We start from the raw sequence: 26,090 nt of genomic DNA on the forward strand, positions 1-26,090 counted from the left end.
TCTTTTGATAATTTTAGATTAAGAATTTTTTTATGTTTTTACCATAAAAAAATATATGGTTTAAGCCATAAGACATAAACCATATATCATTAATTTTTATTCACCAACACTATTTGACAAAGAACCTTTTTTTATCCAAATGTAAACCACTTGGAACTATTATTTAGTTTATTCTTTTTAACAAATGTTCCCATTTTAGTCCCAGTTACAGTTTTTTATCTTCTGTAACAGTTGATTTTACAAATCTTTTAATTTTTTTGCGATTATTCCCACTCTACAAATATATACTTTTTATATAATCTTAATGTGTATTTTAAGCTATTTTATTTTTTATTACATAACATTTTTTATTAAAATATACCTTATTTTAAAATTATTGTTACGATTTTGTTACGCTTAAATTTTCCATTACATTAAGTATCTTATCTTCATTAGGAATCATGTGAGAGTAAGTGTTTAATGTAGTTGATACTTTTTCGTGTCCCAATCTTTTACTTAAAGCTACAATGTTTATACTCTCATTTAATAATAAACTTGCGTGAGAATGTCTTAAATCATGAATTCTAATTCTTTTAAGGTTGTTTCTGTTGCAAATATTTATCATGGCATGTTCAAACTTGAACTTTGTGCAATTAAAAATCCTATCATCATCACCAGGCTTATAAAATAACTTCTTATAGGATTCTATTTCTTTAATTACATCACTAATGATAGTAATTTTTCTAATACTCTTCTTTGTTTTAGGTTCAGTAATTATATCTTTACAATTAAGTCTTTGGTATGATTTATCTATGTTGATTATATTGTTATTAAAGTCTATATCGTTCCAGGTTAAGGCTAATAATTCACCTATATGGCAACCACTCCAATATAAGATGTTAAAGCCTAAATGAAGTGTTTTATCTTCCACCAGGCTTATGAATTCATTAAATTCTTCTATGCTCCAGATTTCTTTTTCTGGTGCATTTTTTTCTCCTATTGTTCCCACTTTATGAACGGGGTTATTTTTCAGGTTATGAAATTTAACTACATAATTAAAAATAGCCGTTAATTGGTTATTTATTGTTTTTAAATAAGTAGGTGCATAGGGTTTATTAGTTTAGGGTTTTTAGCTTGTAATAATGAATTTTGCCATCTTTGAATTTCAATAGATCCTATTTCACTTATTTTCATATCTTTAAAATAGGGAAGTATTTTATTTTCAATAATGTATTCTTTACTTGCTAATGTATGCTCTTTAATTCGTGGTTTCATATCTTCAAGATACATTTTATAAAAACTTTTAAAATTCATTTCAGGGTTAAACTTTATATTATTTAAAAAGTTTCTTTTGTATTCGTCGGCTTCTTTTTTCGTGCTGAAGCCCTCTTTTTTCTTTTGCTTAGTTTCACCATCTAAATTTACATATCTAAATGAACAATACCATCTGTTAGGGTCGTTCTTCATTCGTTTACTTGTCATAATATCTCCTTTATTAAATTGTCACCAGGCTTAAAATTTGGGGTCGTTTTCAAGCTTTTATTTGTTGTTAGTATAATTCATTAGTTTAAATTCAAAAATGATTTTAAGGGTAAGCTGAATTAGTATTACTAATCTTTTAATCTATTTAAAAAATTTAAAGCAATTAATTCTTTATCTGTTTCTTCATCGACAAGGCAATATAATTCATATAAATTAGAATTATTCTCATCAGTTTCTAAATTTATAAAAATATACTCGTTATTGTCATCTTTACCAGAACCATAAAGGAATAGTATTATTGATTTTGTCGCTACTTTTTTATCATCATGAGGAATTAAAAAGATATCGCATAAATAATATTTATCATCTTTATAATTAGTTACATAGCATTCTTCATCGATTTGCATATAGTATTTTTTATATCTTGGAAAAGAAGAAAAAAGATTATAATCTGAATACAAAAAATCTTTTATTTTAACACCAGTCTTTTTATCCTCATTTTCTATACTTATATGGCTCCATGTTAAGTCTTTGTTTTTAGTTTTCTTAATTAATTCATTTACTAAAGAATCGACTGCACTATTGCCTTTATCTTCTTTTAGTTCTTCTAATAATTGATCTGGTTGTACCTCTAACGCTGTCGCTATTTTTAAAATAGTTCCTAAAGTTGCTGACGATTTACCACTTTCTAAAAGAGATATAAAACTAGGATTAACACCTATTTCTTCAGCTAATTCTTTTTGTGTAATATTTCTTAACTTTCTACAATTTGCGATGTTTTCTCCTAAATTGCTCATTTTAATCACCTCCATAAATAGCTATTTTTATTATACTAAAAAATTAAGTGATATTAAAGCTAAAATAATTTAAAATTAGCTTGACTAATTTTTCGTTAGTGATTATAATTTAGTTGTAATTAGTAATACTAATTAAAAAAAATATGTGAGTAGGTGTTTTATGAGAATTTTTTTAGATCAAAGAAAATTACGAGAAACTATTTTCAACAAGAGAATAACGCAGAAAGATTTAGGAATTAAAATGGGTGTCTCAGTAAGTCAAGTTAACCAAATTATAAACAGGGGAACTTGTTCTCTAGAATCTTTAAAGAAATTAGCTGAAGCTTTGGAAATTGATGAAGATTCTATTATAAAAAAAGATTTGAATTTTACAAATTAAAAAGAGTAAGCGAGGTGTAATTATGGCTACATTGGTTAAGGTTGATGTGGTTTCTGAAGTTTTATGTATAAGTAAAAATAAGGCTTATCAGGTCATGAGAATGATTAATAAAGAACTTGAAGATCAAGGCTTTATTACTATACAAGGTAGAGTTCCATTGGATTATTTGAAAGAGAGGTTTAATTTATGTGATGAAGATGTTAATAAAGAAATTGTTAAAGATGTTAATTAGTAAGTTAGTTATAAATAAAAAAGACCTATCACGTTCAAACAAGTTCCCCAACTCTAACGTGATAGGTTATGACAAGTAACACCATGAAATGGTATTGTTCTATTAAATTATAGCATAATTGATTGATTTATACAAGATTAAGGGGAACTTTTAGGAGGTTTTAAAATGATAAATGAAGTTTTTTTACGTGATGATTTTCTTGATAATGATGTAATTCAAAGAATAACTAATAAATACGGATATATGTATATATCGCTTTATTTAAAATTATTGATTTTAAGTATGGATAATGACGGATATTTAAAAATTGAAGATATTAATACAATTGATGCAAGTATGGAAACAATTAACGAAGCTATTGAAATCTTAGTGTCAGAAAATTTAATTGATGTTATTTCAGAAAATGAGTACTTCTTTAAACAAGCGGAAGTAGTAAGATACTAGGTTGATTGTTATGAACGATCAAGGCTGGATTAAGTTTTATAGAGAAGTGTTAGGTAAGACTATTTGGAAAAATTCCACCGAAAAGCAAAATGCTATTTTATCAACGATTTTGCTTATGGCTAATCATGAACAGAACGAATGGGAATGGAAGGGGGAAAAATATTGCGTGCAACCAGGACAATTTATTATAAGCTTATCCTCCATAGCAAAGAATAGCGGCAAAGATATTTCAATTCAAAATGTTAGGACTGCACTCAAAAGATTAGAAAAACTCGGTTTTTTAACAAACGAATCAACAAAGCAAAGCCGACTTATAAATATTGTAAATTGGGGGAAATATCAAGGATTAACAAATGAGTCTAACAAAGCAACCAACAATCACCTAACAAACGACCAACAAAGACCTAACAACCAACAAGAATAATAACAATGATAACAATGATAATAATGATGATGATAAGGCTGAATATATTTCAGAGATTAACAACTTAATCAAAAATAAAATATCATCATCTTTAGATAATTTTATAAATCGATTTGGGGTTAATAAATTAGATTCTTTGATTAGTGAAATAAAAGATAGTGATTATTTAAAAGAAAATATAAATTTCAATAATCTTAGTGATAATTTTATTAATAAGGCTATTAGTGGAAAATATAGGACTTATAAGAATGATGATTCTTCAAACGATGAAGATGAGGTGAATATTTATGCAGGGATTGAACCAATTAGAGGATATATCAAATAAATCTTTTACTTATGAGAAAAAGCCTAAAACCTATTATAATGACTGGTTTATTGATGGGCACAAAACATTAATGACGTTGACACCTGAAGGTAATAGAAAGTGGAATGAGGATGACAAAAAAGAAGAAGATGAGAAATTTTTGAACTATATTGAAAAGTTAAAGCTTGATAGTTTAATGGACAACAAGTTTAAAAAATGTACTTTTAATAATTTCTATAAAACTAAAGAAAATGAGTTTTATTTTAATTTTGGTCAACTATATTCGAGAAACTTTGAAAAATATAAGGCTAATAATAATGGCTTGTTAATCTATGGGAAGCCTGGGACTGGTAAATCTTTTTTAAGCTTTTGTATAGCTAATTACTTACTTGATAATGGTGTTAAAGTAATAGCTTGCTCAATATCAACTATCTTAGAAAAAATTAAAGAATATTCATCTTTTGGTGACAATAAGATGACTGTATTTAATAATGAATTAAAGAAAGCTGATTTATTAATCATTGATGATTTAGGTTCAGAAAATAGCAGTGAATGGATAAACTCAAAAATTTATGAAGTTATTGATTTAAGATACAGATCAGAAAAGCCTTTAATTGTAACTACTAATCTTGAACCTGATAATTTAAAGAAAAAATTAACTAATAAAGATGGTATCACCAGGACTTATGACAGAATTTTTGAAATATGTAGACCTATTGAAATGAATATAGAACCTTTAAGGGTTATAAAAGGCAAAGAGAAACAAATTTCATTTATGAATACTTTAAATGAAATTAATAGAAAATCTAATGTATAAAACATTGAAAGGATAATGAAATGGGAACTTTAATAAGTGTTATTAAAAATGATGATGGTTCACTTGATTTAGAAGCAGGTAGATTATACGAAATAACCATTAATAATGGTGATGTAATAGCTGAAGTCTTTAATAGTGATGATTTTATGAGTTTAAGAAAAGACTGTATAAATAATTTAGATTATAGAGAAAAAAGACTTTTTGATAAGTCTGATGATTGCAATGATATACCAATTGGTTTAAGCGAAATAGCTCTAAAATCTATTCTGAAAGCAAATGGCTTGAAATTAAATATTCAGTTGTATTGTTTAGCTTTAAATCTTTTCAATTATGGATTTTATTTAGGTGAAATTGCAAGTAAGAAAGAATTTTAAATTATTTAGATTGTTTATTCTCGAATACCTTTATGGTACTTGAGATGTGATAAAAAGATGGGGTCGGTACTACCGAGGTCATCGATATTATTAAAGAAAAAGGATGTCAGCACTACTGACCCCCTACGTCATCACTAACGATATAGGGGGTCGATAGTATCGACACCCTTAAAATACAGAAAGGATAATAAGATGAGTAAAAAAAAAAGAGAATTTAAGCTAAATAAAATTGATGTTTTAGGAGAAAAAATAAATTTTTTAATTAATTTATCTTTTCAAGAAGTTGAAAATACTGGAAATTTAAGCTACTTGATGGGATGTATTATCGATTATTTGAACTTAATCAAAGATATTGCTTCAAATTTATCAGAAGATCCTGATGATGAAACTTTTAGTTATAGTGAAGCTGAAAAGATAACAAATTTAACTGGAATTACATTTGAAGAATTATACAACTTAACAAAAAGTAACAAAATAAAAATGAAAAATCTTAATAAACTACAAGTAAATAAATAAAATATAAAACAATTAAAAATATATAAAAATAAATAGCATAAACTAATAAAAAGATAATTAAAACGCTTAAAATAGCTATTAAAAGCAAATTATTGTATAATATAATTACTTAAAGTATTAACAAATACTTATGAGGATATCGTTACTCATTACGAAAAATGGAGGAAATAAAAATGAAAAATAATAATAATTCTGACGCTTATAATGAATTAGTTGCTAGTTTTGATTTAGAGAATGAAGAAACTAAAGTTGAAGCGAAAGAGGATAATACTAATGCCGGAAATTCTCCTTTAGAAAAAAATTCAGTAAAAAAAGATGGGGTCATTAGTAATGACGTCATCAATAATAAGGAAAAACTATTCACTCAAGAAGAAGTTGATGAGATAGTCAAGAAAAGACTATCCAGGAAAGAAAAAAATATTAACGGTGAAGTTGATAAAAGGGTTAGTGATGAATTAGAAAAGAGATCTAACGCTCTTGATTGTAAAGAATATCTAATTGAAAATGGCTATCCTAAAGACTTCATAGAAATATTTGAGAATGAAACTATTGATAATTTTAAAATAAAGGTGGATAAAGTTATGGCTTTAATTAAAGCTAATAAAAAGGAAGTTGTTCCACCACTTAAAAACCCTGAATTAGGTCGTTTATATAATGATGATTACTCTAAAGGTTTTTCAGTAAAGGAACATATACCTAAAAAGCTTTATTAATCACCTTTTAAGAAAGGAATGTAATAATGACTGAAAACACTAATTTAACAGTTAAATTTGCACCATATACTGATGAGATTTTCAAAAATGAAAGTAGAACATCTTTATTAACTAATAATGATTTTGACTGGACTGGAGCGAGATCTGTTAGAATATGGAAATTTAAAACTGCTAAAATGAACGATTATGCAAGAAACATCTTTGACGACAATAACGAGCCTTTAAATCCTAGTAGGTATGGCAAGCTATACGATCTAAACGCTGAAACTGAAGAAATGTTATTGAAGAAAGATAGAAGTTTTATATTTAACATTGATAAGCTTGATGTTGATGAAACACAAGGACAACTGGAAACTGCTTCGGCTTTAGCAAGACAATTAAGAGAGGTAGTTATCCCAGAAAGAGATAAGTATATTTTTGAAGAAATTGCTAAATCTGGTGTAATTATTAATGGTGAATCTGCTAATAAGATAAACCCTGATAATATCTATGCTAATATTTTGAAATCATGTGAGGTTATGGATGGTGGAGAAGTTCCTGATACTGATATAGTATTAGTTGTTACTCCAGAAGTCTATTCAATTATCAAGCAAGCTAAACAATTAGATAATACAGATGTCGGTGCTGATCTTAGAACATTAGGTGTTATAGCTATGTTAGATGGAATGAAAGTAATTAAAGTTTCTAATAACATGCTACCTAAAGATGTTAAGTACATGATTGTACACCCATCAGCAACTGTCACTCCAGTTAAGCTTGAAGATTATAACATTCATAATGATACACCATTAGCAAGTGGTGATATTGTTACAGGTAGAATCTGCTATGACGCTTTTGTTTTAGAGAATAAAAAAGATGGAATAGTGGTTTATAAAGAAACTGTACAATAAAGATAAGAAACACAATTTACTCCTTTAAAATAAAATAAAGCAAGAGTTGAAATATACTCTTGCTTTTATATATAAGAAGATGGTGATCTATTGACTTCAAGAGAATATTTAGAGCAAATAAAACATCTCGATAAAGAGATAATGACTAATAAAGCTATGATTGAAAGCTTAGAAGATAGCATTAAGAACCATAAAGATAAAGAGATATTAAATGAAATAAAAAGATTAAAAGATGAAATAAAAAGATTAAAAGATGAAATAAAAAACAGATTAATTTATATTGCTAAAGTTAAAAAGGTTGTTATTAAAGAGATCTACAAGATAAACAACTCTTTTTCAAGAACAATACTATTGAATCATTATGTAAATGGACTTACTTTAAAAGATATAGCTAACATCACTCACTTTAGTTATGGCTACATTAAGAACAGACACATAAAAGCATTAAGTGAGTTTGAAAACTGCAATAAAGAAAAGATAAACAAGATTATAAGTGATTAATAGGGGGCATAACACCCTCGCCCGTGGTTCGCCGGGAGTTCGGTCGTCACTGTACATTTTTTTTCGTGAGAGGTTAACAATTAATGGAAAAAGTGAAAGAAAACAACGATAGATTGTTTAAAATTTATTCAAAAGATAAAACAAATCTGGAAATCAGAAATAAAATCGTATTAAATAATTTGAATTTAGTACCATATACCATTAAATCATTTAATTTATTCATTGATGGGATCCATGATTATGAAGAAATGTTACAAGATGGCTACGTTGCTCTTATAAAAGCAGTTGAAAGCTTCGATAATAGTTTAGGTTATCAGTTTTCATCTTATGCTATTAAATGTATATTGTCGTTAACTAGAGATAGACTTGATTATAATAAAGATGTCTCTTTAAACACTCCTATAAATGAGGGTGCTGAAACTGAAATTGAAATTATAGACACTATAAAAGACAATAGTATTGATATTGAAAAAGAAGCAATAAATCAAAAATTTTTTTCGGAAATTAGAAAAGAACTGGCTTCCAGTTTGAGCGAGATTGAGTTTTTTATCATTAAGGGATACTATGGGGTATTAATGAAAATGAAAAGACTTCAAAGAAAATAGCTGAAGAATTAAACTTAAGTGAACAAAGGGTAAATAGTATTAAATTTAATGCTTTGCAAAAAATCAAAAAGACAAAATATTTTAGAATGTTATACCTGGAAATGAATCCTATATCATATTATCCAACTCATGATTTACAAAGAATACCATCAGGAAACAACTTCAATAAAAGTTCACCAGTTGAAAGAATAGTTTTAGAAAAGCAAAAACAAGAAAAACAATTATTGAAGAAAACATTGAAGCATATAAAAAGCACCTTTTGAATTAAGGTGCTTTAATTATTATTGTTACGATATTCTTACACTTAGATTTTAGATTGGCTTATTTAAGCTATTTATAAGTTATAATCTTTTATTCCCTCTCTTCTTTTCCAAACGTCCGATATATCCCAAACCATTCAAAATACTAGATTCTATTTTTTCTAATATCAATAAATCCACCTAATTATAGGACGTTTTCAAATTTTTAGTCCCGTCCCAGTACCAGTACCAGAAGAAAATTCTTAACTCACTAATATACCGACAACACCCTTTAGTTGTGAATAGAATGACTGAAATAATCTTCAGCTAAATAAACCAAGGCATAAAATGAGGAACTAAATCATTCATGTTTTGTACTTTTCCTAAACAATATTCAAAGTGTTTTTTATTTCTATTTTCTGATATATATTTAAACAGATCATCTTTTGTCTCAAAGTAGCTCTCTTCATATATAAATAATGGAGGTATCTTTGCTTCTTCCGGATTGTTAACAAATAATAATAGCGATAGCAAACCATCACAATATCCCAGATTGTAGAACGCTTGGTCGTAATTTTCTTCTGATATACGCTTTTCATAATAACTCTCGTATGATTGAATCTTAGGCTGAAAGTAACCAGGAATCAAATATTCTCCATTACTTCTATGCGCAACACACCTCTCTAAAGCATGTATAAATGCATCTTGATAAGCTATTGAAAATAGTAATTCAGGAAAATCTTTAATCTCGTTTCGATAAGTATTTGATTCAAAAAGCTTAATATGCTCTTTTTTAATGAAACACAAAAGTTCTTCTGCATAATCATAAATATCACTTGAAACAAGTCGACCTTCTGCTATTAATATATTGTTTAATTGGTGAATAAAATATGTTCCATCAGTAATAATGGGGATTACTCTTGAGTCTACATTTACTTTCCATTTTTCATCAATTGTGACTAAATAAAATTGATTGCTAAAATCCCCCATCTCTTCGGATAATATATCTAACAACCTATTAAGATCCTCATCTCCAAAGGAAAAACCAATAAAGACAACAGTACTACTTGCCAGAATAGTTTTTAGCCTATCTCCTATTAATCCGCTAGAAAGTCTACTATATGATTTCTCATAATCCTTTTCGGTAGCTACTATTGACCCAACATTATTAATTGATCCATGTATTTTAAATACTCTTTTTTTAAACACATTCCACAAAGTAACATCAGTATCATTAATTACGGGAGTACAATCACAATAATCTTCAAAATATGTATCCCAATTTGTTGTAATTATCGTTTCAATGAAAGGATTTGCAGAAACTTCTCTATGAAAACTAGTAGCTACATTTAATAATTGAGGAAAAGAATCTATGAAATCAAATTTTTCTTTAATTTTATTTAGCAATTTCCTACGACCATTGGGAAATGTATCAATATATAAACTCATTAGCCTAGAAAAACTGGTGTCTAAATCAACTTTCTTATTTGTCTTATCTTCTATCTCACATAAAATACTTGTGTAAAATGATTCAGGAAAAACAGATTTTGACTCTGTGCTTATACCTGCACCACAAAAAAGAACTAAATTGTTTTTCAAAACGGACTCAATAATCTCTTCAGGCATATCAAAATTTTTATTATTTTTACAAATCATACATTCACAAGGTTCATACACATTCAAACTTTATCCTCCTATTCTCGTTATTTCCATCAATTTTATAAAAATACTAATGATAATTTTTCACTAACTTTCTTCTATTTACTAGTCCTACTCCCACTTTTCTTTTTTTTACCATCAGTAAAAACATCCCTTCTAAAACATCTATCTATTACCATTATCTTTTACTATTTTATTAATGAAATAATCATCTTCATGAATTTTAATATCTTTGAAAAATGCTCTTTTTTCACCTTTTGAAAGGCCACTACTAATCATCTTTAAAATTTGCCTTTCTTCCCATTTATCTGCGCGATAATAGTAATCTCTAATTTCAAGCAATTCTCCTCTCGATAGCTTTCCATCTAAAGCCTCCAATAATGCTCTCCCAATATAATCTCCTGAATTTCTCTTCAAATTTCTAAACGAATTTAACAAAATTTCTTTATTTTCAAGTAAATGAGTAGAATATATTCGCACTAAATACACTTGAATATATTCTGGTACGTCCACATCTGTCATCCATTCTTCAAAATCATTTTGAATTTTAACTAAATCTTCCTTACTAATACCTTCGCATTTTATTACAGCATCAATAAAATAAGGTATAAATTGAGGAAACTTTTTTATTATATTAGGAAGTTCTGTCAATCTTCTGTATTCTTCTTTTGCAATTATAGTACGCATAATTGTTGTAATCGCTTTTTCTTCAATAAGCATGCTATTATTAGCATCATTAATAAGCTCATTCAAGTCATTCTCTTTTAATTTTTCAATTTCTGCGTTAGATAATTTTCTAAATTTGCTAGGAATCAGACCTGAATAACCTCTTATTATTTTAGGAAGATTTGGCTGCTTATCATCAACTTCGTCAAAAGTAACATCATTTTGAGCATTATTCACATCACTACTAAGATTTTGTTTGTTATAGTTTGAAATATCTTTAACTTTAGTTTTTTGAGTGTTTAAAAACATACCTTCTTTGCTTAATTTTAAAGTTAATAAAGCAAGATTACTGTGAGCTTCAAATGCGTTTTTAGCAAAAATCCTATAATCATCCACAAATCGGCAGAAATCAATTCCTTTTGAAAAAAGATAGTTATCTACTTCGATTAAAGCAACCTCTGCAAGTATCCTTGAAGCATTAGAACCAACTGGTAACCCATAAGAATCTCTATTTGCCCAGTACAATAATAATTCATTAATTAAAGATATTATATCAACATCAATCTTTGGATTAGATCTTAGAATAGATTCAATTCTATGAATATTTAATCTATCATAAAAATTTGATATGTCACACTCCACTATAACTTTATTCTTAGTATATTTGCTTTTTTCCAAGGTTCTTTGTCTAAAGGCAGTGTAATGAAATTTGCCATCAAAAAGTTTACCTTTAAAACTTCCAAATCTATAAGAAAAGACTCTATTTTTACTCTTCTTTATTCTCATTTTTTCTATCTCGTCAGCAATACTAATTACCAATGTCAAATATACAATTTCATCATAAATGTCAATTAAAGCACATTTCCTATAATCTGACAAACTCTTCTTTGGCACCAATACATGCCCTAATTTATGAACTTTTAGCTCTGAAAATTTATTTTTTTGAATATTCGAGCAAACCATACTGCATAATTCTTCTCTTACTTCCTCATCTTTTAGATAATCAATTTCAAAAGCTCGATTAAACAATTCTACATCTGTCGTTCCTTCATACAAAATGTTGTCTATAGCTCTAAAACAGGATTTTCGTAATATCGCTTTCTTTAACATATACTTCTAAAAAACCTCCTCTATAACACCCAACTACTGTCATTCTTTTAAATCCTAATTCACTATAAAATTTTTTAGTCCAATAAATATCAAAAACTAATAATTCAGGAATCATTCTATTAAAATCTGTATTCCTCCTCGACAAATAAAATTCATCTATTTGTTACTTGAAATTATTATTTTTTCCCTTCTAATTTTTTAATACTACTATCACCAAGCTTTTTAAGTGACATCAATTGTGTTCTAGCAAGTTTTCTAAGTTCTATCATTCTTTCTTTTTGTTTCATTCCTTTGCTAATAAGAACGGCATTGTAGGATTCCATATTTGCAAGCACCAATAACTCATTTAAACTTGCATAGTCTCTCATATTACCTTTTAAATCCTGATTTTCTTCACGCCACTCTTTAGCGGTTCTATTAAATAATGCTACATTTAACATATCCGCTTCACTAGCATACTTGAATGATAATTGTTCATTTGTCAAATCTTTAAGAAGATATTCTTTTATCGCATCTGTATGAATTTTATAGTTAATCTTTGATATTTCTCTATGCAGATTCCAAGTTAATGATAATTTTGAGTTTTCATCTTCTTTTAGTCTTTTATAATCTTGAATAATATATAGCTTAAATTCTGGAGAAAGCCAAGATGCAAATTCCATAGCTATATCATAATGAGCATACGTTCCTCCATACCTGCCTGCTTTTGAAACTATACCTATAGCATCTGTAGATTCTATCCATTTACTCGGTGTCATCGTAAATCTATTTAAACCAGCTTCATTTCTAAACGTGTCGAATTGCACACGGTTAAAATTTGGATTATTTAAAACTTCCCACAATCCTATAAATTCAAGAGTATTCCTATTTCTCATCCAGTTTTGGATTACAAATCTTGGATCATCTGTGTTTTTATACTTTGCTATATCCGTTAAACTTATATAATCATTTTTAAAATCTTCAGTATAAACTTGAATTGAAAATCCCTTAGCAGAAATTTGCTCTTTATTTATTTTTGACAATTTACTCCCCCTTATACTAGTGTACTCCTTACAATAGTCATTATATAATCATTACACTAAGCAGCACACCAACTATTAATTTTTCGAGTTTTAAACTTTAGTAAAAATCTTGAACTACTTATATTTATATAACTATATATCTCTATCGCTACTATGACACGAAACTCACCAGAAAAATCCTATAGTATTATTAATGCTTTCAGACACTATATTTTCTATCTATTCAGAAGGATTGTTAATCGCATTAACCAAAAAATTTATACTTTGGAAATTTATTTAGATACTTTTTACCATCGTTATATTATTGTATCGTGTTCCATCCTTCAAAATAAACGCTTCCGGTATTTCTCCCACTTTGACGAATCCTAATTTCTCATAAAGAATCTGACCTCTTTTATTACCTGAGAAATAGTCCAGTTCAATTTGGGTAAGTCCCCATTCCTTAGCATATTCTTCAAGACAAAGGAGCATCTTCTTTCCTATTCCTAGGTTCCAAAATTCTTTCAAAACTGTAACAGCGACATTTCCTCGATGACGCATTTTCAATTTTTTTGATCTTGAGATCTGAGCACTTGCAATCAATCTTCCATCAATCTCTGCTATAATCATAAGAATATCTTCAGATTCATTAAAACCTTTTATCATCTTCTCTTCCTGTTCAACAGTCAAAGTTATTTCTTCTGGATAAGAGTATAAAAAGTTAGATTCCCCCATAACGGTTTTCAAATATTCAATAGTTTCTGCAGCATCTTTTACTTGAATTTCTCTAATTTCGCAAATCCTACCATCTTTCATTTCAAAACTTACTGGTATGTATTTCATATTTATCCCTCCCTTATTTTTTATTGTAATATTTTCTCCTTCTTAAATCATTTTACAAATTTACTGTAAAAATCATTCAATCCTTATTTTTATTTTTTGTTTCTACTAATATAACTAATCTATCATTTTCAAATCTTATATCTAAGTATTGATGGTTTGTATCTGTATCTCCTTTTTGGTAATCTTTTATATTTTTACCAGCAGTTCTAAGTGCTTGAACATAGCTAAATTCTCCTGATTCAGTGTTACCAATCTGTTACATGTTACCTATTTTTGAATTATTTCGTATCTATTCATTTAATTACCTCACATAATCCATAATATCTTCAACCTTACACTCAAGAACATAGCAAATCTTTGCTATAGTTTCTAAGTCAATTCTTTTAACTTTGTTATTACAATAAGAATTAAGTTGCGTCCTTTGAAGATTCGCTTCTTTTTCCAATTTGTTTTTGCTTATATTTTTTTCTTCTAAAACCTGGTCTATTTTAAAAATAATTTTCCCAAAGTTTTGCATAAATTTCTCTCCCTTGTCATATTAAAAATCGGTATTTCATTTGAATATATTATATCATATTTTAAAAACTTCTTACAGGTCTAAGATATTTTAAGGAAGTAATTCTATTTATTTCTGTTTAATAATAGGGAATGGATCTGCCATATTTCTTTTGCTAATTTTTCTATTTTTTCTATCATATAATCTATATCTTCCTTATAAATTACTCCCGTTGTATTAGTAGCTTTTGCAATCTGGTTTATATTATTTGTTGCATTTAAAAGTAACCATTGGAGATGTCAAAATAAATTAATCCTCGTAATATGTAGGCAAAAAGACCGCAGCTTGAAACTACGGTCTAATTTTTTGTCCAAATGCAAACCACTTGGAACTATTATTTAGTTTATTCTTTTTTACAAATGTTCCCATTTGAATCCCGCAGCACTGTCTAATTTGCGGAAATAAATGGATGGATTAGACGCCGATGAGGAGCCTCGCAGCCGAGTCGTACAACAAGTACGCCGCATTAAAATTCCTATTCTTTATTCATCAACTTGAATTTCGCTGGAAAATTTGATGAGAAATGCGAGTTGAAGAATTTTTGCAAGTGAGATGTATAGAGTATACGTCGCAACGAGCAAAAAAATCGAAACAAGTTTAGTTCACCATTTTAAATAAAATTTAATACCACTCTTAGACTAAACCATAATTTGCGAAGAAAAATGTTATAAATAGACGAAGTGCAAAAAAGCCCCCAGTGAGGCGTACAACAAGTACGCCGCAACGAGGGCTATTTGAAACGAGTTTATTTATCCATTTTTACCGCAAATTTACCGCAAATTCATTCCCATTCTTCTTTTCCAAACGTACGATATATCCCAAACCGTTCAAAATACTATATTCTATTTTTTCTAATATCACCAAATCCACCTAATTATAGGACATTTTCAAATTTTTAGTCCCGTCCCAGTCCCAGTACCGGAGAAATATTGTTTTAATATAATATCTCTTTTTGTCTTCTAAGCTCTTAAAAGCAAAAGAACAAGTAAAGAGTAAAAACAAGAATAAAAAGTCCATATTAGGGCAAATAAAAAGCTTTAAGACAGATGACAAATCTAAGTCAAATAAGAAAGACTATAGCAAAGGTGCAGAGAGATAAATATCGGCAGTCTTTGGGCTGCCTTTATTTTTTTTGCTCATTTTTTAATCTAATATATTTAGGTCACATATGCATATCCACTTAAACTCATACAAAAATATTGCTTGTAAAAAAATACTTAATCACAATAATCGCATTTTAACTTGTGATCCTTGCAAACTAAATTACGGACTTCACTTGGAAGTTTTCCCTTGTATCTTTTGTAATAAATGGAAAATTTGCTATGGGATGTGTATCCAACAGATTCAGCTATTTCCTTTATAGGTAGTTTGGTATTTAAGAGAAGAGTTTCAGCTACATTCATTCTTTTTCTTTGGGTGTATTCTGTAATGCTTTGACCATATTTTTCTTTGAATAAATTTTTTAATTTTGTTCCGCTCATTTTAGATATTTTTTCAAGGGTTTCTTGATTTACATTCATGGCAAAATGATCATCTAAAAACCTGGATACATCTTCAAGTGCTTTATTATCGTCAGACTCAATTTTATATTTTTTTCTATTTAAGTAGGTATCGATTACTATACTTATCGACTCATTTGCCTTGGCTTTAAAGAAAAAATCAGCGGCAGGAGCGTCCATCTTACAATTTAATATTTCCATTGCCACTTTTTCTAATGACTTTGTAAGTATTATTTGATTTGTTTGAAGTAAAGCCCTATAAAAGGATTCAAGATCGATATTAATGGATGACAGGTGCTTTTCTAAAAGTTCTCTTTTAAATCCAACAGAAACAGTGAGATAGTAACTATTCTCGTGTAATAAAAATAGAAAGTCATCTTCTATATTGTCAAAATCAAGAGTATATAAGGAGTTTGGCGTCAAAGTTTGATAAGGGTTAAATTTTTCACCGTTTGCACTTACAATATAGCTAGAGCATATCGAAACATAGTTTTCCATACTATAAGTACTATTTTGAATAACTTCTTCTTTGATATAAAAATCGTGGATATCAGTAATAAATCCATTTCCTTCATAAAACCAATATAGGCCTTCTGCATAAATTGAATCATCTTTACTCCAACAAAATGTATGCCCGGCACTTGAATATTTCTTATTGTTTTTACATTCATCTACGTTCATATATTCTTTTACAAAATCATAATAAGTCATTATAACCATATCCCTTTTAGACAATATTCCAATTAGCCTTATTAATTCAAAACTATTGTATTAGTAATTATAACTGATGTATAATAAAAATGCAATGATAATTATTATCGTCTAGGCGAATTTGAATCTAATAGGAATATTAAGGAGAGGAATATGAAAATTTATAAAAGGCTTTTTTCCTATGTGCCTGAAGAAAAACATAATGGATATATAGCAGTTTTTTTATCAGCACTATCTGCATTTTTAATGGTGTACGGATATTCGTTACTGTATAAACTTTTAAGAAGTTCAATTGTTGAAGGGAATTTATTAGTAGCTAGGACTTTGTCCATTCAAGCTGTCTTATATTTGACGATAGGGGCACTAGTTTACTTTTTGTCAGGCTTTTTTTCTCATAAACTTGGATTTCGCTTAGAAACTAATTTAAGAAAAAAAGGTATAGATGGACTTACAGGAGCAAGTTTTTGCTTTTATGATTTAAACCCATCTGGAATTATAAGAAAAACTATTGATGACAATGCAGCTAAAACTCATACGGCAGTAGCACATATGATACCAGATAACTCTCAAGCTTTTTTAATTCCAGTATTATCTTTAATACTTGCCTTTTCTATTAGTAGCAGAGTGGGATTAGTTATTCTTATACTAACAATAGTAGGGGCTCTTATTTTAAAGAACATGATGGGTGGAGGAGAGTTCATGGAATACTACCAAAAATCCTTAGAAATTTTAAGTGGTGAAACAGTTGAATATGTCAGAGGCATGCAAGTTGTTAAAATATTCGGAGCTACTGTAGAGTCTTTTAAAACTCTTTATAAGGCGATTAAGGATTATTCTAAGTATGCTCTTGATTACTCAATTAGTTCTAAAAAACCTTATGTACTATATCAATGGATATTTTTTGGAATTATTGCAATTTTGTCTATCCCTTTAGTTTTTACCATAAATAAAGTTAATAATGCTAATTTGCTTATTGTTGAACTATTCATGATTTTGTTTTTAAGTGGAGTAATGATGGTTTCATTTATGAAAATTATGTGGGCTAGTATGAACATTTTTAACGCTAGGTATGCTGTAGATACTTTAGAAGATTTATATAAAAAGATGAATGAAGATAAATTGTCTTATGGAGAGAATATTAATTTCAAAAACTATAATATAGAGTTTGAAAAAGTGAATTTTTCTTATAATGAAAACAAAGTACTAGAAAATTTATCTTTTAAATTAGAAGAAGGAAAAAAATATGCTTTGGTGGGTCATTCAGGATCAGGTAAATCGACTATTGTAAAGCTATTATCTGGTTTTTACAAAGTAGATAGTGGCAGTATAAAGATTGGAGAGAGACCCTTAGAATCTTATAGTAAGGATACTCTAATAAACACAATTTCTTTTGTTTTTCAGGATAGCAAACTTTTTAAGACATCTATTTACGAAAATGTTGCTCTTGCTAATAGAAAGGCAAGTAGAGAAGAAGTTATGAAGGCTATGGAACTTGCAGGTTGTAATGTTATTTTAAATAAGTTTCCTGAAAGGGAGAATACCATGATCGGCTCAAAAGGAGTCTATTTATCAGGAGGAGAAAAACAGAGAATTGCTATTGCGAGAGCCATGCTCAAGAAATCTAAAATTGTAATTATGGATGAAGCTAGTGCTTCTATTGATCCAGACAATGAGTATGAGCTTCAAAAGGCCTTTAAAAACCTTATGAAAGATAAAACAGTTATTATGATTGCCCATAGGATGAGTAGTATTCGTTCTGTTGATGAAATTTTAGTTTTAGAGAATGGAGAAATAATTGAAAGAGGCAGTGATCAAGAACTTATTTCAAAAGGTGGAAAATATAAGGAATTATTAGAGCTTTATGACAGTGCAAATCAATGGAGGGTTAAAGATGAGGAAATTTTATAAAAAACGCTTTTGTCTGACTGATAAAGGGGCTAAAGATCTCACTAAATCAACTATATCGAGTTTCTTGGTTTACTGTATTAATATGGTTCCTGCCTTTATTTTAATGATGTTAACAGATGAGCTTCTTTTGAAAAATGTTAAAAGCCCTTATTTATATTTTGGAGTTTCTGTTGTTACATTAGTAATAATGTATGTTTTGTTAGCCAAAGAATATGATGATCTTTATACTACAACTTATGAAGAGAGTGCTAATTTAAGAATAGATATTGCTGAAACTCTATCAAAACTTCCCCTATCCTACTTTTCAAAACATAATTTATCAGATATATCTCAAACGATTATGGCAGATGTGGAAAAAGTAGAACATGCTATGAGTCATTCAATACCTAAAATAGGAGGAATGGTTTTATTTTTCCCACTAATTGGAATTATGTTAATGATAGGCAATTTTAAGATGGGGCTAGCAGTAATGATCCCAACTATTTTAAGTTTTATACTAATACCTATTGCTAAAAAGTCGCAGGTAAAAGGAAACAAGAAATATCACAAGGTACTTAGAGAAAACTCAGAAAAATTCCAAGAAACCATTGAACTTCAACAAGAAATAAATAGTTTTAACTTATCCGATGAAGTGAGGTCTTCGTTATATATGCAGATGGATGAAAGTGAAAAAATACATCTTAAAGTTGAACAAGGCTCTCTTTTTGTAATGGGTTTATCCTCTGCTCTTGGATTTGTAAGTATTGCAGTAGTTAGTTTTGTTGGGATTAGCCTTATTCTATCTGGGGAGATTGACATTTTATATCTCTTAGGTTATTTAATGGCTTCCATAAAGATAAAAGATATTTTTGATTTATCAAAAGAGGGATTATTAGAAGTGTTCTCTATAGATCCAAGTGTTGAAAGGATTAGGGAGATTAAGGAAACAAAAATTCAAGAGGGTAAAGATGTAGAACTGAATATGTTTGATATAGTCTTTAAAAATGTAGCGTTTTCTTATGATGATAATCTGGTTTTAAAGGACATTAGCTTTACTGCGAAACATGGAGAGGTAACGGCTCTAGTTGGAGCTTCTGGCTCTGGAAAGACAAGTATATTAAGATTAATATCAAGATTATATGATTATGATAAAGGTCAAATTTTAATAGATGGAAAGGATATAAAAAACATTTCCACAGATTCTTTATTTAAGAAAATATCTATTGTTTTTCAAGATGTTACTTTATTTAACTCATCTATATTAGAAAATATTCGTATAGGTAAAAAAGATGCCAGCGATGAAGAAGTTGTAAAGGCAGCTACCCTTGCAAATTGTATGGATTTTATTAATAAACTTCCTAATGGGTTAGATACAGTTATAGGAGAAAATGGGTCAGAGCTTTCTGGTGGTGAAAGACAAAGACTTTCTATAGCTAGAGCATTTTTGAAGGACGCACCAATACTTATATTAGATGAAATATCAGCAAGTTTAGATGTGGACAATGAAAAGAAAATCCAAGAAAGTTTGAATAAATTAATAAAGGATAAAACAGTTATTATTATATCCCATAGATTAAAATCTATTGAAAATGTAGACAAAATTATAGTCATAGAAAATGGATATGTGGAAAGTCAAGGCAATCATAAAGAACTGATAGAAGAATCAAAATTGTATAACAATTTATTAGAAAAAACAAAACTAGCAGAAGAATTTATTTATTGGGAGGATTAGAATGAATAATAAAAAGTTAAAAGGAAAAGACGTTATTACGATAGGTATATTTACTGCAATATATTTTGCAATCAATTTTGGGTTTATGCTTTTAGGAGGTCTCCATCCATTAATGTGGATACTTATGCCTGGATTTATAGCCTTGGTTGGATCTATACCATATATGATTATGGTTCAAAAAGTTAAAAAAACAGGAGCAGTCATAATAATGGGAGCTATTGTTGCTATAATATACTATTTAACTGGTCAATTTAGTTTAATAATAATTGCATCATTAGCAATTGCTAGTATTTTGGCAGAAGTGATAAGATACCTATCAAAGTATGACAGTTATAAATGGAATTCACTTTCATATGCTTTTTTTTCACTAGGTATGATAGGTTCTCCAGCACAAGTATGGATTTTAAAAGATGAATTCATATCAAAAATACTTGAAAATGGAATGCCAGTAGATTATGTTAATATATTAAAAACTTTTATTAACACACCGATGTTAATTGTATTAATTGTAACACCATTTGTTTTTGGATTATTATCTTGCGGGATTTTAAAATCATTTCTATATAAAAATTTTGAGGCAAGAAATTAAAATGTTCAAGCGATTAAAATTAGATCCTAGAACCTCAATAATATTGCTTTTATTAGTAAATATATTTTTCTTTAAAAGTAGATCGTTGGCAAATGAATTAATTTTAATGAGCTATTTGTTGATTATTTTGACTGTTTGCGGAAATTTTAAATCGGGATTAAAAGTATATTTAACTTTTATTACTTTTTTAATAATAAATTATTTTGTTTTTCCTTATTCACCCAAGTGGATCGTAACGACATTTATTGTACCTGTTTCTTATGCAAGGAAGATTTTTCCTTGCATAATGGCAGGAACATTGTTATACAAAACGGTGACCGTAAGAGGAATTGCAGGAGTTTTTAGAAAATTTAAATTCTCAGAAAATTTTATTTTAGCATTTATGATAACTTATAGATATTTTCCCACATTAAGACAAGATATACATTGTGTTAGAGAATCAATGAAGATTAGGGGGATTAGTATGATTAAAAACATGGATATATTTGTTGTACCTATAATAAATTCTGCAATTGATATGTCTGAAGAGTTATCTAAGGCAGCTGTAACACGAGGAGTCGAGAATCCAGGTAGAAAAACAACTATAATTGATTTTAAATTCACTGTTTATGATGTATTAGTTATTTTATTTGTTGTTTTAATTATGGTTATATTTTAGGTGAGTTAGAATGGGTTATGTAAATATAAATGATGTATCTTGTACCTCTAAAACGGGATATAAAATATTAAAAGATATCAACTTAAATGTTGAAAAAGGCGAATGTATACTACTTATGGGGCTAAGTGGTTCAGGCAAAACGTCATTTACTAAATTAATAAATGGAATTATACCACATTTTGAAGAAGAAACTGACTTTGTTGGAGAAGTTTTAATAGAGGGAGAATCTACTAGAAATATATCACAATATAAAATTTCAGAAAAAGTTGGTTCGATATTTCAAAATCCAAAATCTCAATTTTTTAATTCTGATGTTGAGGGAGAAATTGTATTCTGTCTTGAAAATATGGGAATTGATCCAGAGTTAATAAAAAAAAGCTTTAAAAAAACTATCAATAATTTAAATATAGATAGATTATTAGGTAAAAATGTCATCTCATTGTCGAGTGGGGAAAAACAAATTTTAGCTTTTGCATCTATTTTTGCATTAAACACAGATATTGTCGTATTGGACGAACCATCTTCAAATCTTGATATGGATACAATTGAAACGATAAAAAATAATATTGAAATATTTAAAAAAGAAGGGAAGACAATTATAGTTGCAGAACATCGACTATATTATTTAAAAGACATAATTGATAAAGCATATTATATAGACAAAGGCATAATTAAGGATTGTTTCACACAAGAAGAGATAAAATCATTTAATTCAAAAAAAGAAGATAATCTCAAAATTAGAACCTTATCTACTCCGAAGTTGGAAGTTCTTGAAAAAGAATTTAATAAAAATGATGAGTATTTATGCGAAGATTTATCGTATACAATAAATGGAAATTTCATATTTAAAGATATTAATATTTCTTTGAATAGAGGTGAAGTATTAGGTATAGTTGGGAAAAATGGTATAGGAAAAACAAGTTTATTAAAGTGCATTTCAGGACTTATAAAGAAAAATACAGGAAGTGTTTTTTTCAACAATAAACTCTTAAATAATAAAGATAGATTAAAAAACACATATCTTGTAACACAGGACATTAATTCACAATTATTCACTCGAAGCGTAAAAGAAGAATGTGAATTAAATTTACCTGAGGATAAATTAAATCAGGTAGATATAGTTCTAAATAGGCTTGGATTAGATAAATATAAAAATAAGCATCCAATGTCGCTTTCAGGAGGACAAAAACAAAGGTTAACAATTGCCTTAGCTCTACTTTCAAATAAAGAAATCATAATCTTTGATGAGCCTACAAGTGGTTTAGATTTCAAAAATATGATAATTGTATCAGAAGCTATAAAAGATTTGGCGAAAAAATCCAATAAAGTTGTAATTGTTGTTTCGCATGATTATGAGTTTTTAAATAATGTAGCAGATGGAATATATAAAATGTCATAAAATCAATAATTAAAATCTTAAGGGCCTGTAAATAATTTTGTGTATCAACCTAAATCCTGGTAAAAAGGTAAGGGTTGATACATTTTTTATTTATCAATGTTTATCCATTCCTCTAGAATTGGAGTTTTACTTAATTTTACACAACTTTGATAAACTATCAATTTTTCATGAAAATTTAGAGTTGATTTTATTGGATGTATTTTTGTAATTGCCATACTAATCACCAGAACTTTCTTTTGATTTATTTAGAAGTAGAGAATGGATCTGCCATATTTCTCTTGATAATTTTTCTATTTTTTCTCTCATATAATCAATATCTTTCTTATAAATAACACCAGTTGTATTAGTGGCTTTTGCAATCTGGTTTATATTATTTGTTACATTTGAAAGTAGCCATTGTAGGTTTCTAAATGGTTCTAGGTCTACAATATATATTTCTTTTTCTAATGCACATTTTCTTAAAATTGGGACATGGTTTTACAATTTGCAAGTTTCATTTTCTTTTCAAAGATTTCTTTTTCTTCATCTGTTAAATATATTTTAAGTTGATTTTTTCTTGTTCTATTATCCATATATTTCTCCTTTACACTTATCTTTTGGGGGCTTAGGGTTCTCCCTAACAAGGTAAAAATCGTAAAATTATATAGCTTTATAAGCTATTGATTTTTTGATTTTTTCGTAAGTGGGTACTCACTTACTGTGCTTGCTATTATTAACAAGTCTAAAATTTATTTTTTAATATTTTTTCAAATAGGAATTAATAAGTGTAACTGTAACTTATAAAATAAAAACTTCCAAAATTAGGCGAGCTTGTTTTAAGAGTCTATGACAACTCCTTATTATCAAGCCATTAATTTATGTAATCCTAATTTAAGAAGATTTATAACAATGGGTTACAGGTTACAAAGTTACATTTGTATCTTTACTTGATTTGCTGTATCTATTTCTAATTGATTTTCTTTTTGCCATTCTTCTGGCAACAAATTCTTGTCAACTTCTATAAAGTCAGTTTCATTTTTTTTCTTTTCATAGTATAGTTTTACTGGAATTGAGACCCCACTTGGTGATATTCTCTGGGTCTTTGATGACCTAACTGGAATCCAGTCTTGAAAATAATTATCCATAATCTCTGAGAAAGACTTTGATTTTATTTGGTAGCCTTGCATGGTTAGTTCTTTGAAACAAGTTATATTAGGATCTGCACTTTTCGGCTTATATTCTTCTAAGAAATACCTAATGTCTTCCACATCTGGGTTTAGATATTTGAACTTTTCTTGTTCCTTATACAAGTCTTTTAAAAGATTTTTTGGAATAGTCCATGCGTGAGTCTTGTTTTTAAAAATTTCATATCCTAAGGCTAGAGCCTGATTAAAATCCTCTCTTATAAGAGATATATATTCTTTATCTGAAATTTTTTCTTTATTATTTTTATCTGGATATATAGTCCTTGCTCTTTTATTTGGGTTACATTCAACAGGCAAATATCTTCTTTCTCCAGTATGATCATTAAGAAAAGTTCTTTCGTTTAATGTCCCTATAAATATGCAAGTTCTTGGCACGTCTGTTGCATATTTTTCGTAGGGTATTCTTATTCTATCGCTTAGTTTTGATAAAAAAGATTTAGCTTCATTAGCCGATTTTGCATTTCTTAAAGCAACGAATTCTTCGATTTCAACGACAGTTTTACCCATAAGGTTCATGACAGCATCCTTGCCTTGAATGTTTTCTATTGTGCAAAACCAATCGTCTGTTATGGACAAGTATCTTGCAAAAGTCGATTTGCCTATACCTTGTCCACCAACTAAAACAATCATTTCATCAAACTTAGATCCTGGATTAAAAATTCTTTTTATCATACCCAATATCATATGTTCCATTATCCAATTGTTAAGGTCTGTATCATCTGCTCCCAAATACTTTGGTAAAAGTTTTCTAATGGCATTTTTATCTCCATTCCATTTTAAATTTTGAAGATATTGCTTTGGCGGACTCACTTCATACTGATGAGCTACAAAGCGAATAGCCTCCCACATTTTATTAGCGTTATAATTAATTCCAAAATGTTTTTCTATCTCTAAGCCTAATCTATTATTTAAAGAATCATCCCAAAGTCGTATTTGATTTTCCTTAATATTTCTTTCTCCGATAATTTTCCCCTGGAATTTTATTTCATTGGTAAATTTATCAAAGAATATTTGTCCATCAATGATTTTTTAGTTTTGACAATATTTGGGATTCAAAATAGCTGTTACAATATTTCCAGTAATTTGTCTAACCGTCCCCTTATCTGTAGTTTGCAAGTCTAAAAAGGCGTAAGTCTGATCTATTTCTGAGAATTTTAATTTAATATCTGTCATAAGGCTCACTCCTTTTCTTTTTACAATCATCTATTCTCTTTATTGTTTTATATTTATTCTCCATTTTATCCTCCTGTCTGGTATAATTAAGACTCCTGTGGTAAAATGAACTTGTCTAGAGAACACTTCTCACAGGAGTGTATGCCTTTACTCTTTGTAGTAGGGGCTTTTTTCTTTTTTGATTTCTTCATATATTTCTAAAATATAGATCAAAATATCAGCTTCATCGTCATCTAGTTTTCCAAACTTTTTAATAGCTTTTGCTAGTTGAAATATTTCCTTGGCTATATTATCAGAAAGTCTGTAATCACTTACTAACTTAACTTCGTGATTTAATAGCATTTGAATAAAATAATCTTGTTTTTTAAGTCCACTTATTTCTATCTTTTTGTTTATTAGATTATATTCCTCTTCAGATACCCTAAAATTTAAAATGCGATTTCTTTTTCTATTTTTCTCTTTATTTCTAGTTTTTTGTGAAATTTCATCTAACGAATGTCTTCTAAACATCTTGATCGTCCTCTTCTAATAAATCTTTCCAATAATTTGCCTTTTTATTTCTTACTTGCGTTAAAGACAGAGCCATTTCTTTTTGCTTGCTAGGGAAGAGATGAGCATATCTATAGGTAATATGAATCGATTCATGTCCAACCCTATCAGCTATTGCAGTTGCAGAAAATCCTAGTTCAATTAAGAGTGAAACATGAGAATGCCTTAAATCATGTAT

Annotated in this window: 31 protein-coding genes and 2 pseudogenes; 18 read left to right on the forward strand and 15 right to left on the reverse strand. The window is 28.4% G+C overall.

What is annotated here, in order from left to right; all coding sequences use genetic code 11:
* Nucleotides 1-379: 379 nt before the first annotated feature.
* The 3 genes from HKO22_RS09570 to HKO22_RS09580 form a co-directional block, all read right to left on the reverse strand.
* The gene (locus HKO22_RS09570; protein ID WP_169970293.1) at nucleotides 380-988 is read right to left on the reverse strand and encodes a site-specific integrase; all 609 of its coding nucleotides are present in this window, start codon (nucleotides 986-988) and stop codon (nucleotides 380-382) included.
* An 80-nt stretch (nucleotides 989-1,068) separates the two neighbouring features.
* A complete protein-coding gene (locus tag HKO22_RS09575) occupies nucleotides 1,069-1,461 on the reverse strand; it encodes a tyrosine-type recombinase/integrase (RefSeq protein ID WP_169970295.1) in 393 nt (130 codons plus the stop codon).
* A 128-nt stretch (nucleotides 1,462-1,589) separates the two neighbouring features.
* The gene (locus tag HKO22_RS09580) at nucleotides 1,590-2,258 is read right to left on the reverse strand and encodes a helix-turn-helix domain-containing protein (protein ID WP_169970297.1); all 669 of its coding nucleotides are present in this window, start codon (nucleotides 2,256-2,258) and stop codon (nucleotides 1,590-1,592) included.
* Nucleotides 2,259-2,418: 160 nt separating this feature from the next.
* Between HKO22_RS09580 and HKO22_RS09585 the strand changes: the two genes are divergently transcribed.
* The 13 genes from HKO22_RS09585 to HKO22_RS11180 all read left to right on the forward strand — a co-directional run bounded on the left by HKO22_RS09585 (nucleotide 2,419) and on the right by HKO22_RS11180 (nucleotide 8,720).
* Entirely contained in the window at nucleotides 2,419-2,637 is a 219-nt protein-coding gene (locus HKO22_RS09585; protein ID WP_169970299.1) for a helix-turn-helix domain-containing protein, read from the forward strand.
* A 22-nt stretch (nucleotides 2,638-2,659) separates the two neighbouring features.
* Nucleotides 2,660-2,869: a transcriptional regulator gene (locus HKO22_RS09590; RefSeq protein ID WP_169970300.1), complete on the forward strand. Its 210-nt coding sequence runs from the start codon at nucleotides 2,660-2,662 to the stop codon at nucleotides 2,867-2,869.
* Between the two features lie 165 nt (nucleotides 2,870-3,034).
* Complete coding sequence (locus HKO22_RS09595) at nucleotides 3,035-3,313, forward strand: hypothetical protein (RefSeq protein WP_169970302.1); 279 nt, start codon at nucleotides 3,035-3,037, stop codon at nucleotides 3,311-3,313.
* A gap of 10 nt (nucleotides 3,314-3,323) precedes the next feature.
* Complete coding sequence (locus HKO22_RS09600) at nucleotides 3,324-3,737, forward strand: hypothetical protein (RefSeq protein ID WP_169970304.1); 414 nt, start codon at nucleotides 3,324-3,326, stop codon at nucleotides 3,735-3,737.
* Nucleotides 3,738-3,873: 136 nt separating this feature from the next.
* On the forward strand, nucleotides 3,874-4,062 hold the full coding sequence (locus tag HKO22_RS09605; protein WP_169970306.1) for a hypothetical protein: 189 nt from the start codon (nucleotides 3,874-3,876) through the stop codon (nucleotides 4,060-4,062).
* Nucleotides 4,025-4,858, forward strand: a complete 834-nt coding sequence (locus HKO22_RS09610; protein WP_169970308.1) for an ATP-binding protein — start codon at nucleotides 4,025-4,027, stop codon at nucleotides 4,856-4,858. Before HKO22_RS09605 ends, HKO22_RS09610 begins: the two co-directional genes overlap by 38 nt.
* 20 nt (nucleotides 4,859-4,878) lie before the next feature.
* Nucleotides 4,879-5,232, forward strand: a complete 354-nt coding sequence (locus HKO22_RS09615; protein ID WP_169970310.1) for a hypothetical protein — start codon at nucleotides 4,879-4,881, stop codon at nucleotides 5,230-5,232.
* A 192-nt stretch (nucleotides 5,233-5,424) separates the two neighbouring features.
* Nucleotides 5,425-5,748 (forward strand): hypothetical protein, encoded by a 324-nt coding sequence (locus tag HKO22_RS09620; protein WP_169970312.1) that lies wholly within the window; start codon nucleotides 5,425-5,427, stop codon nucleotides 5,746-5,748.
* A 173-nt stretch (nucleotides 5,749-5,921) separates the two neighbouring features.
* Nucleotides 5,922-6,461 (forward strand): hypothetical protein, encoded by a 540-nt coding sequence (locus HKO22_RS09625; protein ID WP_169970314.1) that lies wholly within the window; start codon nucleotides 5,922-5,924, stop codon nucleotides 6,459-6,461.
* Between the two features lie 26 nt (nucleotides 6,462-6,487).
* On the forward strand, nucleotides 6,488-7,351 hold the full coding sequence (locus HKO22_RS09630; protein ID WP_169970316.1) for a hypothetical protein: 864 nt from the start codon (nucleotides 6,488-6,490) through the stop codon (nucleotides 7,349-7,351).
* A gap of 90 nt (nucleotides 7,352-7,441) precedes the next feature.
* Entirely contained in the window at nucleotides 7,442-7,852 is a 411-nt protein-coding gene (locus HKO22_RS09635) for a hypothetical protein (protein WP_169970318.1), read from the forward strand.
* 83 nt (nucleotides 7,853-7,935) lie between these two features.
* Entirely contained in the window at nucleotides 7,936-8,457 is a 522-nt protein-coding gene (locus HKO22_RS09640; protein WP_169970320.1) for a sigma-70 family RNA polymerase sigma factor, read from the forward strand.
* Nucleotides 8,454-8,720 (forward strand): hypothetical protein, encoded by a 267-nt coding sequence (locus HKO22_RS11180; RefSeq protein ID WP_407947283.1) that lies wholly within the window; start codon nucleotides 8,454-8,456, stop codon nucleotides 8,718-8,720. Before HKO22_RS09640 ends, HKO22_RS11180 begins: the two co-directional genes overlap by 4 nt.
* Nucleotides 8,721-9,023: 303 nt before the next feature.
* On the opposite strand, the gene HKO22_RS09650 is transcribed toward HKO22_RS11180, so the two are convergent.
* From HKO22_RS09650 to HKO22_RS09680, 7 genes and pseudogenes are all read right to left on the reverse strand, one after another.
* On the reverse strand, nucleotides 9,024-10,373 hold the full coding sequence (locus HKO22_RS09650) for an SIR2 family protein (protein ID WP_328819355.1): 1,350 nt from the start codon (nucleotides 10,371-10,373) through the stop codon (nucleotides 9,024-9,026).
* 147 nt (nucleotides 10,374-10,520) lie between these two features.
* Nucleotides 10,521-12,131, reverse strand: coding sequence for an RNA-directed DNA polymerase (locus HKO22_RS09655; protein WP_169970324.1), 1,611 nt, complete (start codon nucleotides 12,129-12,131; stop codon nucleotides 10,521-10,523).
* A 176-nt stretch (nucleotides 12,132-12,307) separates the two neighbouring features.
* Complete coding sequence (locus HKO22_RS09660; protein ID WP_169970327.1) at nucleotides 12,308-13,153, reverse strand: KilA-N domain-containing protein; 846 nt, start codon at nucleotides 13,151-13,153, stop codon at nucleotides 12,308-12,310.
* 276 nt (nucleotides 13,154-13,429) lie between these two features.
* Nucleotides 13,430-13,975 carry a GNAT family N-acetyltransferase gene (locus HKO22_RS09665; RefSeq protein ID WP_169970329.1) on the reverse strand — a complete coding sequence of 182 codons (546 nt, stop codon included), beginning with the start codon at nucleotides 13,973-13,975 and terminating at the stop codon, nucleotides 13,430-13,432.
* A gap of 301 nt (nucleotides 13,976-14,276) precedes the next feature.
* A complete protein-coding gene (locus tag HKO22_RS09670; protein ID WP_061101759.1) occupies nucleotides 14,277-14,492 on the reverse strand; it encodes a helix-turn-helix domain-containing protein in 216 nt (71 codons plus the stop codon).
* A gap of 104 nt (nucleotides 14,493-14,596) precedes the next feature.
* A pseudogene (mobC, locus tag HKO22_RS09675) lies at nucleotides 14,597-14,770 on the reverse strand (plasmid mobilization relaxosome protein MobC); the annotation flags it as partial.
* A 978-nt stretch (nucleotides 14,771-15,748) separates the two neighbouring features.
* The gene (locus HKO22_RS09680; protein WP_169970331.1) at nucleotides 15,749-16,741 is read right to left on the reverse strand and encodes a helix-turn-helix domain-containing protein; all 993 of its coding nucleotides are present in this window, start codon (nucleotides 16,739-16,741) and stop codon (nucleotides 15,749-15,751) included.
* Between the two features lie 153 nt (nucleotides 16,742-16,894).
* Here HKO22_RS09680 and HKO22_RS09685 point away from each other — a divergent pair, with 153 nt between their 5' ends.
* From HKO22_RS09685 to HKO22_RS09705, 5 genes are read left to right on the forward strand one after another with little or no spacing between them, the layout of a single operon-like run.
* Complete coding sequence (locus tag HKO22_RS09685) at nucleotides 16,895-18,649, forward strand: ABC transporter ATP-binding protein (protein ID WP_169970332.1); 1,755 nt, start codon at nucleotides 16,895-16,897, stop codon at nucleotides 18,647-18,649.
* The gene (locus HKO22_RS09690; protein ID WP_211660237.1) at nucleotides 18,633-20,360 is read left to right on the forward strand and encodes an ABC transporter ATP-binding protein; all 1,728 of its coding nucleotides are present in this window, start codon (nucleotides 18,633-18,635) and stop codon (nucleotides 20,358-20,360) included. Before HKO22_RS09685 ends, HKO22_RS09690 begins: the two co-directional genes overlap by 17 nt.
* 1 nt (nucleotide 20,361) lies before the next feature.
* Nucleotides 20,362-20,949 (forward strand): MptD family putative ECF transporter S component, encoded by a 588-nt coding sequence (locus HKO22_RS09695; RefSeq protein WP_169970336.1) that lies wholly within the window; start codon nucleotides 20,362-20,364, stop codon nucleotides 20,947-20,949.
* Between the two features lies 1 nt (nucleotide 20,950).
* Nucleotides 20,951-21,607 (forward strand): energy-coupling factor transporter transmembrane component T, encoded by a 657-nt coding sequence (locus HKO22_RS09700; RefSeq protein ID WP_169970338.1) that lies wholly within the window; start codon nucleotides 20,951-20,953, stop codon nucleotides 21,605-21,607.
* Nucleotides 21,608-21,617: 10 nt separating this feature from the next.
* On the forward strand, nucleotides 21,618-23,006 hold the full coding sequence (locus HKO22_RS09705; RefSeq protein ID WP_169970340.1) for an ABC transporter ATP-binding protein: 1,389 nt from the start codon (nucleotides 21,618-21,620) through the stop codon (nucleotides 23,004-23,006).
* A 216-nt stretch (nucleotides 23,007-23,222) separates the two neighbouring features.
* Here the strand turns inward: HKO22_RS09705 and HKO22_RS09710 are convergent.
* From HKO22_RS09710 to HKO22_RS09725, 5 genes and pseudogenes are all read right to left on the reverse strand, one after another.
* Nucleotides 23,223-23,578, reverse strand: a pseudogene (locus HKO22_RS09710) (plasmid mobilization protein).
* A 336-nt stretch (nucleotides 23,579-23,914) separates the two neighbouring features.
* Nucleotides 23,915-25,039, reverse strand: a complete 1,125-nt coding sequence (locus tag HKO22_RS09715) for a virulence-associated E family protein (protein ID WP_235932852.1) — start codon at nucleotides 25,037-25,039, stop codon at nucleotides 23,915-23,917.
* Between the two features lie 180 nt (nucleotides 25,040-25,219).
* Nucleotides 25,220-25,393 carry a hypothetical protein gene (locus tag HKO22_RS10925; RefSeq protein WP_235932853.1) on the reverse strand — a complete coding sequence of 58 codons (174 nt, stop codon included), beginning with the start codon at nucleotides 25,391-25,393 and terminating at the stop codon, nucleotides 25,220-25,222.
* A gap of 117 nt (nucleotides 25,394-25,510) precedes the next feature.
* Nucleotides 25,511-25,873: a plasmid mobilization protein gene (locus HKO22_RS09720; protein ID WP_169970342.1), complete on the reverse strand. Its 363-nt coding sequence runs from the start codon at nucleotides 25,871-25,873 to the stop codon at nucleotides 25,511-25,513.
* Nucleotides 25,866-26,090 (reverse strand): tyrosine-type recombinase/integrase (locus tag HKO22_RS09725; RefSeq protein ID WP_169970344.1); only part of this gene is annotated, 225 nt, incomplete at its 5' end. The genes HKO22_RS09725 and HKO22_RS09720, both read right to left, overlap by 8 nt.

The organism is Peptoniphilus faecalis (assembly GCF_012976305.1).
GTDB classification, from domain to species: domain Bacteria; phylum Bacillota; class Clostridia; order Tissierellales; family Peptoniphilaceae; genus Peptoniphilus_A; species Peptoniphilus_A faecalis.